Below are 15,864 nucleotides of genomic sequence, written 5' to 3'. Positions count from 1 at the left end.
GTGAATTACGTGACCTATGAATTTCGTTTACCGGACATTGGGGAAGGTATACATGAAGGAGAGATCGTAAAATGGTTTGTGAAACCAGGCGACTCGATCCAGGAAGATGATACATTGCTAGAAGTACAAAATGATAAAGCCGTGGTGGAAATCCCATCACCTGTATCAGGTACAGTTGAAGAAATCTATGTCAATGAAGGCACAGTGGCAGTTGTTGGCGATAAGTTAGTTCGTTTTGACGCACCGGATCATGATATTCCAGATCATGATGAGGGCGCTGGTCAAGATTCTTCATCCGAAGAAGCGAGCGCTGAAAAATCACATGAACAAGTGGAAGAGGCGTTTGGCGCAGCCGAAGCGAAAAAGCCGGAGCAGCCTGCTGATGATCAGCAACCTGTCGGAACAAAACAAGAGGGTTCTTCACAATCTGCTGATGAACATCGCAGAGTAATCGCTATGCCTTCTGTCCGTAAGTATGCAAGAGAGCAAGATGTAACGATTTCAAGCGTTACAGGCAGCGGGAAAAACGGCCGGGTACTTAAAGAAGATATCGATGCATTTAAAGCAGGCGGTCAGCAACAGCCAAGCGCAGAAGCTCCTCAAACAGAAGAGCCTGCGGTGGATGAAACTGTTTCAGAAAAACAGAAACCTGTATTTGAAGGTGAATTCCCTGAAACACGTGAAAAATTGTCTCCTATACGTAAAGCGATATCGAAGGCTATGTCGAATTCCAAGCATACAGCAGCGCATGTTACATTGCTCGATGAAGTAGATGTCACAGCACTTGTTGCACACCGAAAAGAATTCAAAGCGATTGCAGCGGAAAGAGACATTAAGCTGACGTACTTGCCGTATGTTGTCAAAGCTTTGGTAGCGACTCTGCGTGAATTCCCGCAACTGAATACATCACTGGACGATGCGACGGAAGAATTGATTCAGAAACATTATTACAATATTGGGATTGCGGCAGATACAGATCGTGGCCTTTTGGTACCTGTCGTGAAGAATGCAGATCGTAAATCCATGTTCTCTATTTCGAATGAAGTAAATGAATTGGCTGAAAAAGCTCGTTCAGGTAAATTGCAAGCTTCAGAAATGAGAGGCGCGTCATGTACGATCACGAATATCGGCTCAGCAGGCGGCCAATGGTTTACACCAATTATTAACCATCCAGAAGTAGCTATTTTAGGTGTCGGAAGAATTTCTGAAAAACCTGTAGTAAAAAATGGTGAAATTGTAGCAGCACCTATGTTAGCATTATCTTTAGTGTTCGATCACCGAGTAATTGATGGCGTAACGGGGCAATTAGCGTTAAACTATCTTAAGGAATTACTAGGTAACCCATCACTTTTATTAATGGAGGCGTAAAGCACATGGTAGTAGGAGATTTTCCAATCGAAGTAGACACACTCGTAGTCGGGTCAGGCCCAGGAGGGTATGTAGCAGCAATTCGTGCAGCTCAACTGGGACAGAAAGTAACAATCGTAGAAAAAGAGACGATAGGCGGCGTTTGTTTGAACGTAGGATGTATTCCATCCAAGGCGCTGATCTCTGTCGGACATCGGTATGCAGCAGCTCAAGATTCTGATTCTATGGGGATCACTACTGAATCTGTCAAATTAGACTTCTCAAAAGCTCAGAAATTTAAAGACGGAGTAGTTTCTAAATTGACAGGCGGCGTGGAAGGACTCTTAAAAGGCAATAAAGTTGAAACTGTTAATGGTGAAGCATACTTTGTGGATGCTAATACAGTACGTGTGATGACAGATAACTCTGCACAAACATATAAATTCAATAATGTGATCATTGCAACAGGTGCACGCCCTGTCGAAATCCCATCGTTCAAATTTACTGACCGTGTAATTAATTCAACAGGAGCTTTGAATCTGAAGGAATTGCCTAAAAAACTTGTCGTTATTGGTGGCGGATATATCGGCACTGAGCTAGGTTCGGCTTATGCGAACTTAGGTTCCGAAGTGACGATCATTGAAGGGGCAGATGACATTCTTGCAGGCTTTGAAAAACAAATGACTCAAATCGTTAAAAAAGGCCTGAAGAAAAAGGGCGTTGAAGTTGTCGTTAAAGCATCTGCTAAAGGTGTGGAAGAGACAAAAGATGGTGTAGTAGTAACGTATGAAGCAAACGGTGAAGAAGTAAAAGTCGAAGCGGACTATGTTCTTGTGACAGTTGGCCGCCGTCCGAACACTGACGAAATCGGTCTTGAAGGACTAGGCTTGAACATGACAGACCGCGGCTTGATTGAAGTGGATAAACAGTGCCGTACGAATGTTCCGAATGTCTATGCAATCGGTGATATCGTACCAGGTCCACAACTTGCTCATAAAGCTTCCTATGAAGCGAAAATTGCAGCTGAAGCAATTTCTGGTGAGAAATCTGAAGTAGACTACTTGGCTATTCCGGCTGTCTGCTTTACAGATCCTGAACTTGCTACTGTTGGTTTGAATGAACAACAAGCAAAAGATGAAGGTTATGACGTAGTAAGCGGTAAGTTCCCGTTTGCTGCAAATGGCCGCGCACTTTCTTTGGATGCAACAGACGGCTTCGTGAAGCTTGTTGCACGTAAGGAAGACGGTTTGCTTCTAGGTGCACAAATCGTTGGTGAAAATGCTTCTGACATGATTGCTGAAATGGGACTAGCCATTGAAGCGGGAATGACTCTTGAAGATATTTCTATGACGATCCATGCGCATCCTACACTTGGCGAGATTTCCATGGAAGCAGCTGAAGTTGCTCTTGGTAAGCCAATCCATATGATGACGAAATAAAACAACTAGAAATTAAACAACTCATGGGGATTACTTTCTCATGAGTTGTTTTTGAATTGAGAAAAGGGGTGGAGTTGTGATTTGGAAAACAAGGGTGACTGAGTTGTTTGGAATTGAATATCCAATTGTACAAGGAGGTCTTGCGTATTTAGCTTATGCAGATTTGGCTGCGGCAGTTTCGGAAGCTGGAGGTTTAGGGCAAATTACCGCAATGAGCCTACCTTCGCCGGAAGCATTGAAACAGGAAATACGCAGTGTACGAAAGAAAACAGCTAAGCCGTTCGGAGTGAACTTCGCAATTGGTAATCACGGCAGAGCGTATGAATCGATGGTGGAAGCTGCCCTTGAAGAAGATGTAGAGATTCTTTCGGTGACGGGTGGAAATCCGGCGCCTTTATTTGATATGCTAAAAGGAACGAGCGTTAAAAAGATGGTATTGGTAGCTGCAAGGAGACAGGCACAAAAAGCAGAAGAAATTGGTGCGGATGCAGTTATTGCTGTCGGACAGGAAGGCGGAGGTCATCTAGGGCGCGATGATATTGGAACAATGGTGCTGATTCCTCGAATTGTAGACGCTGTGAGTATCCCTGTCATTGGTTCAGGTGGAATAGGAGACGGCCGCGGCTGGATGGCTGCGCATGCTCTTGGTGCGGAAGGTATTGAGATGGGTACCAGATTTATCGCCACAAAAGAATGTGTTCATGCATCTGAAGCTTACGTTCAGTCCTTGCTGGACAGCACGGAGCAAGATACTACGATAATTAAAAGAACAATAGGAGCACCGGCGCGTGCATTGAAGAATGAATGGACGGAGCAGATTTTGCGGTTAGAGGCTGAAGGCGCCGATTATGAGGGATTAAAATCGTATATCAGCGGCGAAGCGAACTGTAAGCTCATCCACGATGGAGCTGCAAGCGAAGGCTTTGGATGGGGCGGTCAGATCGCTGGAATGATTGACGACGTCCCGAGTGTTTCTGAGTTATTTGCTCGAATGAAAAATGAAGCTGAAAACATCCGAGAAAAATGGTATATCCAATAAGGGGAGAGCTAAATGGCTGAATATCAATATCCGCTGCGAGCAGATTGGTCTACGGAGGAAATCGTGTCAGTAATCGATTTTTTCACTAAAGTAGAACAAGCCTACGAGTCTTCTGTTGAGCGAGAAGATTTTATGAACCATTATGGTTCATTCAAGAAAGTTGTGCCCTCTATGGCGGAAGAAAAGACGTTGTGTAAAGAGTTCGAGGAAAGCAGCGGTTATGTCGCTTATCGAGTTGTAAAGTTAGCGAGAGAACGCAAAGCTGGAGAGTTGTTAAAAGTGTAATACTTATAAATCTAACACTGCTTGCACTGAAAAAAACATACTGAAAAACACGGTATCAGAAGTAAATTACTGATACCGTGTTTTTTTGTTCAACATATCAATCATAAGAATTTATCACAATATCATAGACAGGCAGAAGGTGATTGAACGTGTCTGTGGCAAAGCTGTAAAATTGCTGCTCTGTCATTTCTGCTGCATCCTTTTTAGATAGATGCCGTCCGACTAGAAATTCAGCTTTCTTCACTGTCTGCAAGCGCTCCAACAGCTTTTTAAGGCCTTCTGTACGTACTTCGCTAATTAAGTCGACGTCCGGCTTCATATGATCCCCCGAAACAATGAAATCATTCGGCAAAGACGTCAAAACTTCCAAGTTTTTTTCTAACCGTTCTGCAATCCCTTTTTTATCAGGATTTTCATAAATAATTGCCAGCACGATGAATAAATGAGTGCCCCACAAGCCAATCTGAAAGTGAGGTAACGCTTTGTATCCTCTTTTCGCGGGAGCGAATGCCACCCAGCTATCTTTTGGTGGATTTACTGTTCGTCTAGCATGTTTTGCAACATGAGGGAAAAATTCTCCTTTACCGTGAGTTGAAAGGGTGTGTGAAAAATGGTCTCCTAATTCTTTGAATTTCGGTTGAATTTTTTGTTGCAGTGCAGCCATGCGTTGATCAAGGCCTTCTATCGTAAAAACATTGAAATCTGTTGCTGACCAATAATTTTGAGTCAATGAAATTCTCCTCCAGTTTGAAATGTCTACGTTTATCTTATCAATAAACGGGGAATAATTTAAAATAACAAGGCTTCTAACCACTTAAAGTCGGAATTTTCACATACTATGATATAAGGCGGTTAGTGAAAGCTAATTAATTAAAAGGGGTGCTTACTCATGAAACAAGTTGTTCATTTCATACGCAAAGAAGATGTGGAAAGAGAATATGTCCGAACGCTGAATTTAGAACTTGATTACGAATTGGCGACTCTGTATGATGCATTGCAAGAAGAGGATTCAAAACAAGTTGAAAAAAGTAAACAACGGCTTGCTGAAATCCACAGCGAGTTGGAGACGCTAAATGTTTTCACAGCGTGAGTGTCGAATTGTAAAAGGCATCCCCATTTCCTTCAGATTTGAAGAAAATGTGACGGATGCCTTTTTACTTAACAGGCTGTAACCGTATTCTCTTCTGTTCTTTCTACTGTATGTTATACTAACACTAGTCGGAATGGGAAGAGGTGGCAAGATGAATCTTAATGCGATCGATCGATATGCAAAATCGTTAATCAAAGAGGCTGGCCACAAAATACGTGTGTCTTTTTTTAATACGATAGACATCGATTCAAAAGCAGATGCAAATGATTTAGTTACAAATATCGACAAGGAAATCGAAAGGTTCTTTGTGGATCGAGTGAAACAAGATTTTCCGGAACATAAAATTGTTTCTGAAGAGGGATTTGGAGATAAAATTACTTCATTGGACGGGACTGTATGGTTCTTGGATCCAATAGATGGGACGATGAATTTCATCCATCAAAGAAGGAATTTCGCTATTTCCTTGGGGATTTATGTAGACGGCGTGGGGATGCTGGGCTACATATATGATGTAATGGGTGATGATTTATATCACGCTGCAAAAGGCGAGGGAGCTTACTTCAATGATGAGCGACTTCCACAACTTGAAATAACGCCTCTTGAGGAAGCGTTAATTGGTATTAATGCAAGTTGGGTGGCGCCAAACACTAAGGTAGATAATGATAAAATCATTCAACTCGTAACTCGTTGTAGAGGAACGCGCTCTTATGGCTCTGCGGCGATTGAGTTAGCATACGTTTCATCAGGCAGGATCGATGCCTATATCTCGATGCGATTAGCGCCATGGGACATAGCGGGCGGCATCGTAATTGCCCAAGAAGTAGGAGCTGTAGCAACAAGCTTGCAAGGCGAAGCGCCTCATTTACTTGGGACGGATACATTTATTGTAACACGACCAGGTTTGCATGAGGAAATACTATCAAAATATATCCGACTAAAATAAAAAAGGGGCTGTTTGTTAAACCGGTTTGGTTTAATGTACAGTCCCTTTACCTGTATGTAAAATATAGTTACAATGTACCTTGTTCGCGCATACGAGCTTTTGTTTTAAAGCCATTCCCCATGATTAGAATAAGGGCGACGATGGCAAGAACGACGACAAAAATGCTCCGCATGCCTATCCCAATGCCGATCGCAGACATAGATAAAACGGCCCCAAGTGAATAAAGAACAAAAATCCACTTAATATCTTTCAAGAAAATCCCTCCTTATCAATTACGCCTCGGTGTAATTGTGTCCAGATTTTGAATTGTGCTTAGACCTGCGTGACGCAGGCAGTTAACCTTTAACACCATCAAAATATGTGACATCCGCCGGAGGCTATCTCTTTGTTCAGCAAGCATTTGAGCACCCGCTGAACAGGAAATAAAACTGCAATCATCCCAACCACCTATAGAGGTGGAAGTCTTCTGCTGAAAAAAGATAAAATTAAATATTATTGAAATGAACTATCTTGTGCTATAATAACACAGTTGAACATCTGAAAAAAGATAAACGGAGTGAAAAAATGACAAACGAACGAGCAGATCTTAGAAATATTGCAATTATAGCCCACGTTGACCATGGTAAAACTACATTAGTTGACCAGTTGTTAAAACAGTCAGGTATTTTCCGATCAAATGAGCATGTAGACGACCGGGCGATGGATTCTAATGAATTGGAACGTGAACGCGGAATTACGATATTAGCTAAAAACACAGCTATTGAATATAAAGATACGAAAATTAACATCATGGATACACCAGGTCACGCGGACTTTGGTGGAGAAGTGGAAAGAATTTTACGAATGGTAGACGGCGTAATCCTAGTTGTCGACTCGTTTGAAGGGTGTATGCCTCAAACTCGCTTCGTTTTGAAGAAAGCATTGGAAACGAACTTGAAACCAATCGTTGTAGTAAATAAAATTGACCGTGAATTCGCAAGACCTGAAGAAGTGGTTGATGAAGTACTGGAATTATTCATTGAGCTGGATGCGAACGATGAGCAATTAGAATTCCCTGTAGTGTATGCATCAGGCTTTAATGGTACTGCGAGTCTTTCGCCGGATCCAGCAACACAGGAAGATACTTTGCGTGTTCTATATGATGCGATTTTGGAACATATCCCGGCGCCGATCGATAATCGTGATGAGCCTTTACAGTTCCAAGTGTCTCTATTGGACTATAATGATTATGTTGGCCGTATCGGAATCGGACGAATTTTCCGTGGAACGATGAAAGTAGGCGAGCAAGTCTCCGTATTGAAACGTGACGGGTCTGTGAAAAATCTACGCGTGACTAAATTATATGGATTCATGGGTCTAAAGAGAGTGGAAGTTGAGGAAGCTTTTGCGGGAGATCTCGTGGCGGTTTCAGGAATGGGCAATATTGATGTCGGAGAGACTGTATGTCCGACGGATCATCAGGAAGCTCTACCAGAACTTCATATTGATGAGCCGACGCTTCAAATGAGATTTTTAGTGAACAACAGTCCATTCGCAGGTCGGGAAGGTAAATGGGTTACAGCCCGGAAGATTCAAGAGCGTTTGGATCAACAATTGGAGACGGACGTTTCATTACGTGTAGATCCTACTGATTCCCCGGACGAGTGGATCGTTTCAGGACGCGGTGAGCTTCATTTATCCATCCTAATTGAAAATATGCGTCGTGAAGGATATGAATTGCAAGTATCGAAGCCGCAAGTCATTATCCGTGAGATTGACGGTGTGCGTTCCGAGCCTTTTGAGCGTGTTCAGATCGACGTTCCAGAAGATCATACGGGTTCGATCATCGAGTCGATCGGTGAGCGAAAAGGTGAAATGTTGGATATGATCAATAATGGGAATGGACAAGTTCGTCTAATTTTCCTAGTGCCTGCGCGTGGGTTGATCGGTTACACAACTGAATTCCTTACATTGACTCGTGGTTATGGTATCTTAAACCATACATTTGATAGCTATAAACCGGTCACTTCAGGTAAAATTGGTGGAAGAAGACACGGAGTTCTAGTTTCTATGGAAAATGGAACTGTGACGGGCTACGGAGTTATGCAACTAGAAGACCGTGGTACAATGTTTGTTGAAACAGGTGCTGAAATCTATGCAGGTATGGTAGTGGGCGAGAGCAATCGTGACAGCGATTTGACGATTAACTTAACAAAAGTTAAGCACGCGACTAATGTCCGTTCTGCTACGAAAGATCAAACGGTTACGACGAAAAAACCGCGTATTATGTCACTAGAAGAAGCTCTTCAGTATATTGGGGACGACGAGTATTGTGAAATTACCCCACAAACGATTCGTTTACGAAAGAAAATTCTCGACAAGAGTGAACGTGATCGCGCAAATAAAAGGAAAAAACTTGGGGAATAATATAGATAGAAGGGAATGTATGGAATGAGAGTAGAGGATTCGGAAATGGTCTACAATCGGATGTCGGGAATCGCACGGATGGTCTATGAACTAGCTCCTAATTTCGACATCGCGGGCTATATTCTGTTCGCCCTCGTTTTCATCATGTCTGCTATTGTTTATAAGCTTGGATTTGCGAAAAAAATCAATTTTTGGCAGAATGTCGTAATCTATGCATTTTTGTTTATAGGGTGCTTGGTTTTGACTTTCTTGGCCTTCTTCCTTCCAATCGTAGAAGGATTGATCGTAGCCGCTGCCATTCTTATTATTTACCGTGTTCGTCGTTTAAATGAACATAAAAAAGACTCCGTTGTGCAATGACAACGGAGTCTTTTTATGTGAATAGAAGAATTCGACAGAGGGTACGGCACCGTTGAATTGCGTTCCGGGTGGACGCTTTCGACGCTTTCCGTGGGGCGCTCGGTGAGCCTCCTCGTCGCTTCTGCGGGTTCTCACCTGTCGCGCTGTCCCCCACAGGAATAGCCGTAACGTGGAACTGCTTTTGCGAACAAAAGCTTAGCGTTGAGAGCATATCTTTGCCTTTCGCCACCCTGCACTCCGATCAACTGCGTATTTAACTGAAGTTATTGAGTGTATCTTCGCGCTAAGAAAGCTATAAAACAAGGAAGAATATCTCGGGACTTAAAGGCTTTTCATTACGAGCAAGCAAACACTTGCTGTAAACGAAGAATTCAATACGTATCCGGGCTAACTATCTAAATTGGAGCAAAAGCAAAGTGTTAGCGGCACATTTCGCTTAATGTCTTTGAACATAATCAAGGAAAGATGCCCGTTTTATAATCTGAGTAAGGCTATTCTTCTTAGATTTTAAGAAAAAATCCAGTGAGATTGCTATATGCTTCTACATTCGAAGTAAGGATTGGAGCGGAAGATGGGGCGACTTCGGGAGGATCAGCGTTCTTCTTGTGGCCTTGGACTGAGCAAAGCGTTAGGAGTATGTGCTGTAAAAATTCTGCAAAGAAACACAGTAATTTTACAAATCGGACCCTTCGCTGTTCGATTAGCTCTAGCCACCCCCTACGGAAAATGTCTCCATTTGGAGCGCAAATCCTGAACCGCAATCCCAGCTTTCTTTTATTGATTTTAAACTCCACTGCTCAGCACTTAAAATATCTATAAAGCAAAAAACTCCGTTGTGTGATGACAACGGAGTTTTTTGCTTTAAAAATCAAAAATCTTTTTCAGTTAAGTGTGAACTTCGATGGAAAACGAAGTTGCCTGTTGCTATTCTCGACTCGGTTAATTCGCTGATTCGCAGCTTGCATGTGGGACACATATATGTGTGAATGGGCCGATTTCGCAGCTTTTTAGCATGAGGATCATCATCTGCTAACTGGTCGATTTGGTCGCATAGGACGCATTTGACACGCATGCGGTCATCTCCTTCAATCCACTTCGATTGCTTGAACATGACGGATCGGGGAGTGTTGATTCGAGCCGTCCTTAAATAGTACATGTACAGGCCCGTCTTCTCTCAGAGGTTTGCCTTCATGACTGAATTTAAAAAGAATATTTGCAGCATCGGAAAGTGGATACGTGTATTTTTCATTGTCTTTTGTAATGAGTGAAAACGTTGATGCGCTAGCATTCGGCACTGCATTGTGAATGAAAGGCTCTAGAACCATAGCGAAGCTGCCTGTCAACATTTTATCTTTTTCATATCTTTTTTCACTTTTTAAAGTTGGCGGATATGTAGCACCTTCCATGATTTCTCTTGACCAGTGCTTGCCCATTTTTTCTTTATACTCTTCCATTTCATCTCTTTCAACAAAATCCTCTGTAAAGAAAATATCTAGATCTATACGCCGATCGTCAAATATCCAAACTGTAGGGTCCAATGTGATAGCGTGCTTCACATTACCTCTAATTGGTACAATTGATTCCAAAATTCTTCCCCCTCAATCATTATCCATTATGCCACGGCAGAATTATATCCGGATTTTTCGAGCTTGCTCTAAATCTCTGTGACATTCGCCGGAAGCTTTATCTGAATTCAACAAGCGTTTGAACACCATCTGAACAGTAACAAAATTGCATTTCTCTCACTGCCTTTAGAAGTGGAAGCTTTCTGCTGAATTCAAATAAACTATTTTAAGTATACCTTTTCATCATAGAAGTGAAAAGGAATTCATTTTGGTTATATATTTTCATCGGGTAATACTTGCAATTTTTAATTGCAAAAGATACAATTTAGACACCAACACCTTGCGGGAATAATGAATAATGGGGGCGTCTCCATGGATATAGAAGTTCAAGATACTTACAAAGAAAAAGCGATGAAGCAGCTGCATATAGATGCGGAGAAGATTGCTAAGTTGATAAAGGTTCAGATGGACAACTTAACTATGCCGCAATGCCCGCTTTACGAGGAAGTGCTCGATACGCAAATGTACGGGCTATCTCGTGAAATTGATTTTGCTGTAAAACTCGGTCTGGTTGAGCAAGAAAAAGGCCGTGAGATCCTCGCGTTGTTGGAAAAAGAGTTGAACGTCTTGCACGAACTGTATACAAAAAAATAAATGAAAGACTCAAACTTCTCATACGGTTTGAGTTTTTTATTTAGGACGATGAGGTAGCTAGTACATGAAGACTTATGTAAACCGAATTCTACGAAACTTTGATTATCCGCTATTTGCAGTCTATTTGATGCTCTGTTTATTCGGATTAATTATGATTTACAGCGCTAGTATGGTATGGTCAGTAAATATTTATAATTTTGAACCAACTCATTTTTATCGAAAGCAGTTAATAAATCTGATTATTGCTATACCTGCATTTCTTATAACAGCCATCATACCTTACAGACATTATCGAAATAAAAAATTCTTGTATCTCACAGTTGGAGTAATGTTTGCTCTATTAATTCTTGTCAAGATGATTGGTTTCGGAGATACGGTAGGCGCGAAAAGTTGGATAGCAATTCCGGGATTAGGAAATCTTCAGCCGACAGAAGTAGCTAAAATTGCATTTATCATTTATTTCTCAGGTGTATTTGCGAATAAATATTATGCAGGTACGCTTGATGAAATTAAGACTACCATCATTCCGACATTCTCCGTATTGACCGCTTCACTTGTTCTAGTCATCCTGGAGCCTGACTTTGGAGCGACTATGATTTTGTTCCTTGTTGCGGTGTCAGTAATTGCAGCAAGTGGAATGAATATGAGGAATTATTTGAAAATTAGTAAGTTTTTTGCTGTATTAGGGGTTGCGTTGAGCCTCCTTTTATGGATAAAGTGGGATGACGTCATGACGGGTTCCCGTATCGGACGTTTTCTTGCATTCACCGATCCGTTTGAATATATTCAAGGGTCGGGTTTACAAATTGTCAACGGTTATATTGCAATAGGTGCCGGTGGCTTGAAAGGGGTGGGGCTTGGAAACTCTATACAAAAACTTGGTTATTTACCTGAACCTCATACAGATGTCATAATGGCAGTAATCTCCGAGGAAACTGGTTTGTTGGGTACGACGGCTGTTCTAGGAGGTTTGCTTTTCATTGTATCGAGGGCGTTTATTGTCGCCTTGCGCACGAAAGATGCACATGCAAGAATGTTGGCAGCCGGTGTCGGTAGTCTGATTTCCATTCAGACACTAGTAAACTTAGGTGGTTTAACAGGATTAATTCCATTAACAGGTGTCACGCTGCCGTTTATTAGCTATGGCGGTACGTCTGTTGTCTTCTTGTCGATTGCGCTTGGTATACTGATGAATGTATCTATGTTTGTGAAGTATGAGAAATCGAAGTAGAGAGGATTGTGTTGTTGGTGGAGAGAAGAGAGATTAAGAAAGTGCTGGTCGCAAACCGCGGGGAAATTGCGATCCGAGTGTTTCGAGCATGTACAGAATTAGGTATTGCTACAGTTGGTATTTATTCAGCAGAAGATCGTGCATCTTTACATCGATATAAATCCGACCAATCGTTTTTAGTAGGTGAAGGAAAAAAACCGATCGATGCCTATCTGGACATTGAAGGGATTATAGACATTGCAAAGAAAGCAAATGTCGATGCGATTCACCCGGGTTATGGATTCCTAGCAGAGAATGCAGAATTTGCGGCTCGGTTGGAAGAGGAAGGTATCATTTTTATCGGGCCAACATCTAAACACTTGGAGATGTTCGGAGATAAAGTGAAGGCGCGCGAGCAAGCAATTGCAGCGGAAATTCCAGTCATTCCAGGAACGGACGGACCGGTAACTTCTGTCGAGGAAGTAGAGGCTTTCGGTGCGCAGCATAAATACCCAATTATTATAAAGGCTTCATTAGGCGGAGGCGGACGTGGCATGCGTATCGTGGAATCTGCAGATGAAGTACAAGAAGCGTATAATCGTGCGAAATCTGAAGCGAAATCAGCTTTTGGTTCGGATGAAGTATATGTAGAAAAGTATATTAACCAGCCAAAACATATCGAAGTGCAAATACTTGGTGATACATATGGGGAGATTGTCCATCTGTATGAGCGTGATTGTTCGATCCAGCGACGTCATCAGAAAGTAGTAGAAATTGCACCTTCCATCTCTTTAACAAATGAATTAAGAGAATCTATTTGTGAAGCTGCTGTCAAGTTGGCTAAAAATGTAGGCTATATAAACGCTGGAACCGTTGAGTTTTTAGTAGCAGACAACGAATTTTATTTCATAGAAGTCAATCCGCGTATTCAAGTGGAACATACTATAACTGAAATGATTACAGGTATCGACATTGTCCAATCGCAAATTCATATTGCAGGGGGCGAAGAACTTCATTCTGGCAAAGTAAATATTCCTGAACAACAAGACATTCCATTGTTCGGTTATGCGATTCAGTCTCGTGTAACGACGGAAGATCCGCTAAACGATTTCATGCCGGACACTGGAAAGATGAGCGTGTATCGTTCCGGAGGCGGATTTGGGGTTCGGTTAGATACAGGAAACGCATATCAAGGCTCTGTCATCAGTCCATACTACGATTCATTGCTAGTCAAAGTTTCTACGTGGGGACCGACATTTGGCGATGCTGCAAGCAAAATGCTCAGAAATTTGAAGGAATTCAGAATTAGAGGGATTAAAACTAATATTCCATTCCTTGAAAATGTAGTATGCCATGAAGACTTTTTATCTGGCGAATACAATACGAGCTTTATTGATGAAACACCCGAGCTATTTGTCTTTGATAACAGACAAGACCGCGGTACGAAAATGCTATCCTATCTTGGAAACGTTACCATTAATGGATTCCCAGGCATTGATGACCCGACACGACCTGTTTTGCACCCGGTGAGGATTCCTGAGATTGACAAGAATGCTCCGCTGCCGAAGGGGACAAAGCAAATATTGGACGAGCAAGGTCCGGATGGGTTGGTCGACTGGATTCGCAAGCAAGAAGATGTGTTACTGACGGACACGACTTTCAGAGATGCACATCAGTCTTTGTTAGCAACACGCATGAGAACATCAGAATTGACTAAAATCGCTACGGAAAGTGCGCATCTACTGCCAGATTTATTTTCCTTTGAAATGTGGGGAGGCGCCACATTTGATGTTGCTTATCGTTTCTTGAAGGAAAGCCCGTGGGATCGTTTGGAAAGACTTCGTGAGCAAATTCCGAACGTATTGTTCCAAATGCTCTTTAGAGGTGCGAATGCAGTCGGTTACACGAATTATCCGGATAATGTCATACGGGAGTTCATTAAGGAATCTGCGGCATCTGGAATTGACGTGTTCAGAATATTCGATAGCTTGAACTGGATCAAAGGAATGGAAGTTGCCATAGATCAGACGCGCGCGTCAGGCAAAATTGCAGAAGCAGCAATTTGCTATACAGGTGATATTCTCGATGATAATCGTGCCAAGTACACGGTCAATTACTACAAAGAAATGGCGAAAGAATTAGAAGCAGTCGGTGCTCACATGTTGGCAATTAAAGATATGGCGGGGTTATTAAAGCCTGAAGCTGCCTATCGACTAGTATCCGAATTGAAAGCTACTACTGATCTTCCAATTCATTTGCATACACATGATACAAGCGGAAACGGAATTTATATGTATGCCAAAGCGATTGAAGCAGGTGTGGATATCGTTGACACGGCAATCGGCGCAATGTCTGGCATGACATCTCAGCCTTCTGCTAACTCACTGGCATATGCACTGCAGGATAACCAGAGGAAAGTTCGTGCGGAAACAGAGTCCTTAGAAAAACTTTCTCACTATTGGGAAGACGTAAGAAAGTATTACAAGCCATTTGAGAGTGGTATGAATAGCCCGCACTCCGAAATCTATGTTCATGAAATGCCGGGAGGCCAGTATTCCAACTTGCAGCAACAAGCGAAAGCGGTCGGTCTTGGTGAGCGCTGGGAAGAAGTAAAGAAAATGTATTCTCGTGTAAACTTCCTGTTCGGAGATATTGTGAAGGTAACTCCATCTTCTAAGGTAGTAGGGGATATGGCACTTTTCATGGTTCAAAACGACTTGAATGAACACTCAGTCATTTCTAAAGGTCAGTCAATTGATTTCCCGGAATCGGTTATTGAATTCTTTGAAGGCTCGATCGGACAACCTTATGGCGGCTTCCCGAAAGAGTTGCAAGAGGTAATATTAAAGGGCCGAGAAGCGATTACAGTTCGTCCTGGTGAGCTGTTAGAACCTGTTAATTTTGAAGAAGTATTGAGCGAACTGACGGAAAAGATGGAGAAGCCTGCTACGATGCATGATGCGCTAGCTTACGTCTTGTATCCGAAAGTGTTTGAGGAATTTATCGAAACGAGAAAACAATTCGGCGATGTTTCGGTAATTAATACGCCTGAATTCTTATATGGTCTTCGTTTAGGCGAGGAGATCGAGATTGAGATTGAAATCGGCAAGACTTTGATTGTTAAGCTTGTATCGATTGGAGAGCCGCAGCCAAATGGAACTCGAGTACTTTACTTTGAGTTGAATGGTCAGTCGCGTGAGGTCGTCATTCAAGATTTCCAAATCGAGACAAAGGACGTGAAGAAACAAAAAGCAGACCCTTCAAATGAGACTCATATCGCGGCTACAATGCCAGGAACTGTACTTCAAGTAGCTGTGTCATTAGGCGCTAAGGTGAAACGTGGAGAACATTTGCTGATTACAGAAGCGATGAAGATGGAAACAACGATCCAAGCTCCATTTGATGGCGTCGTGAAAGCAATTTACGCTGGTCCAGGAGACTCTATCTCGACTGGTGACTTACTAATTGAAATAGAACACTAAGAAACAGCTCCTACAGCCTTATGTGGCTGCAGGAGCTGTTCTAT

15 protein-coding genes are annotated in these 15,864 nt (G+C 42.3%); 11 read left to right on the top strand and 4 right to left on the bottom strand.

Annotated features, from left to right (window positions below):
* The first annotated feature begins 9 nt into the window (after positions 1 to 9).
* The 4 genes from H7J92_RS11250 to H7J92_RS11235 all read left to right on the top strand — a co-directional run bounded on the left by H7J92_RS11250 (position 10) and on the right by H7J92_RS11235 (position 4,110).
* The gene (locus H7J92_RS11250; RefSeq protein ID WP_078817844.1) at positions 10 to 1,368 is read left to right on the top strand and encodes a dihydrolipoamide acetyltransferase family protein; all 1,359 of its coding nucleotides are present in this window, start codon (positions 10 to 12) and stop codon (positions 1,366 to 1,368) included.
* A gap of 5 nt (positions 1,369 to 1,373) precedes the next feature.
* Entirely contained in the window at positions 1,374 to 2,786 is a 1,413-nt protein-coding gene (gene lpdA, locus H7J92_RS11245; protein WP_078817843.1) for a dihydrolipoyl dehydrogenase, read from the top strand.
* Between the two features lie 76 nt (positions 2,787 to 2,862).
* Positions 2,863 to 3,825, top strand: a complete 963-nt coding sequence (locus H7J92_RS11240) for an NAD(P)H-dependent flavin oxidoreductase (protein WP_221837002.1) — start codon at positions 2,863 to 2,865, stop codon at positions 3,823 to 3,825.
* Positions 3,826 to 3,837: 12 nt separating this feature from the next.
* Complete coding sequence (locus H7J92_RS11235; RefSeq protein ID WP_221836999.1) at positions 3,838 to 4,110, top strand: UPF0223 family protein; 273 nt, start codon at positions 3,838 to 3,840, stop codon at positions 4,108 to 4,110.
* 97 nt (positions 4,111 to 4,207) lie between these two features.
* On the opposite strand, the gene H7J92_RS11230 is transcribed toward H7J92_RS11235, so the two are convergent.
* A complete protein-coding gene (locus H7J92_RS11230; RefSeq protein WP_171805905.1) occupies positions 4,208 to 4,840 on the bottom strand; it encodes a YktB family protein in 633 nt (210 codons plus the stop codon).
* 159 nt (positions 4,841 to 4,999) lie between these two features.
* On the opposite strand from H7J92_RS11230, the gene H7J92_RS11225 reads away from it, so the two are divergent.
* Positions 5,000 to 5,200, top strand: coding sequence for a hypothetical protein (locus H7J92_RS11225; RefSeq protein WP_009765647.1), 201 nt, complete (start codon positions 5,000 to 5,002; stop codon positions 5,198 to 5,200).
* A 151-nt stretch (positions 5,201 to 5,351) separates the two neighbouring features.
* Positions 5,352 to 6,143 (top strand): inositol monophosphatase family protein, encoded by a 792-nt coding sequence (locus tag H7J92_RS11220; protein ID WP_040758293.1) that lies wholly within the window; start codon positions 5,352 to 5,354, stop codon positions 6,141 to 6,143.
* Between the two features lie 67 nt (positions 6,144 to 6,210).
* Here H7J92_RS11220 and H7J92_RS11215 read toward each other — a convergent pair whose 3' ends face one another.
* Positions 6,211 to 6,396, bottom strand: coding sequence for a YlaF family protein (locus tag H7J92_RS11215; RefSeq protein WP_009765645.1), 186 nt, complete (start codon positions 6,394 to 6,396; stop codon positions 6,211 to 6,213).
* Positions 6,397 to 6,707: 311 nt separating this feature from the next.
* Between H7J92_RS11215 and typA the strand changes: the two genes are divergently transcribed.
* The gene (gene typA, locus H7J92_RS11210) at positions 6,708 to 8,549 is read left to right on the top strand and encodes a translational GTPase TypA (RefSeq protein WP_009765644.1); all 1,842 of its coding nucleotides are present in this window, start codon (positions 6,708 to 6,710) and stop codon (positions 8,547 to 8,549) included.
* A gap of 24 nt (positions 8,550 to 8,573) precedes the next feature.
* Positions 8,574 to 8,909: a YlaH-like family protein gene (locus tag H7J92_RS11205; RefSeq protein ID WP_245799498.1), complete on the top strand. Its 336-nt coding sequence runs from the start codon at positions 8,574 to 8,576 to the stop codon at positions 8,907 to 8,909.
* 868 nt (positions 8,910 to 9,777) lie between these two features.
* Here the strand turns inward: H7J92_RS11205 and H7J92_RS11200 are convergent.
* Both H7J92_RS11200 and H7J92_RS11195 read right to left on the bottom strand, forming a co-directional pair.
* Complete coding sequence (locus H7J92_RS11200) at positions 9,778 to 9,981, bottom strand: YlaI family protein (protein ID WP_078817839.1); 204 nt, start codon at positions 9,979 to 9,981, stop codon at positions 9,778 to 9,780.
* A 13-nt stretch (positions 9,982 to 9,994) separates the two neighbouring features.
* On the bottom strand, positions 9,995 to 10,495 hold the full coding sequence (locus tag H7J92_RS11195) for a hypothetical protein (protein WP_040758291.1): 501 nt from the start codon (positions 10,493 to 10,495) through the stop codon (positions 9,995 to 9,997).
* A gap of 351 nt (positions 10,496 to 10,846) precedes the next feature.
* Between H7J92_RS11195 and H7J92_RS11190 the strand changes: the two genes are divergently transcribed.
* The 3 genes from H7J92_RS11190 (at position 10,847) to pyc (ending at position 15,820) form a co-directional block, all read left to right on the top strand.
* A complete protein-coding gene (locus H7J92_RS11190) occupies positions 10,847 to 11,128 on the top strand; it encodes an Fpa/YlaN family protein (RefSeq protein WP_040758289.1) in 282 nt (93 codons plus the stop codon).
* A 64-nt stretch (positions 11,129 to 11,192) separates the two neighbouring features.
* Positions 11,193 to 12,359: an FtsW/RodA/SpoVE family cell cycle protein gene (locus H7J92_RS11185; RefSeq protein WP_009765638.1), complete on the top strand. Its 1,167-nt coding sequence runs from the start codon at positions 11,193 to 11,195 to the stop codon at positions 12,357 to 12,359.
* Positions 12,360 to 12,373: 14 nt separating this feature from the next.
* Positions 12,374 to 15,820, top strand: coding sequence for a pyruvate carboxylase (pyc, locus tag H7J92_RS11180; RefSeq protein ID WP_078817837.1), 3,447 nt, complete (start codon positions 12,374 to 12,376; stop codon positions 15,818 to 15,820).
* Positions 15,821 to 15,864: the final 44 nt, after the last annotated feature.

This window comes from Sporosarcina aquimarina (assembly GCF_019748715.1).
Classification (GTDB): Bacteria; Bacillota; Bacilli; order Bacillales_A; family Planococcaceae; genus Sporosarcina; species Sporosarcina newyorkensis.
The sequence above is the reverse complement of the archived record's forward strand: the minus strand, read 5'-3'. Positions and strand labels throughout refer to the sequence as shown.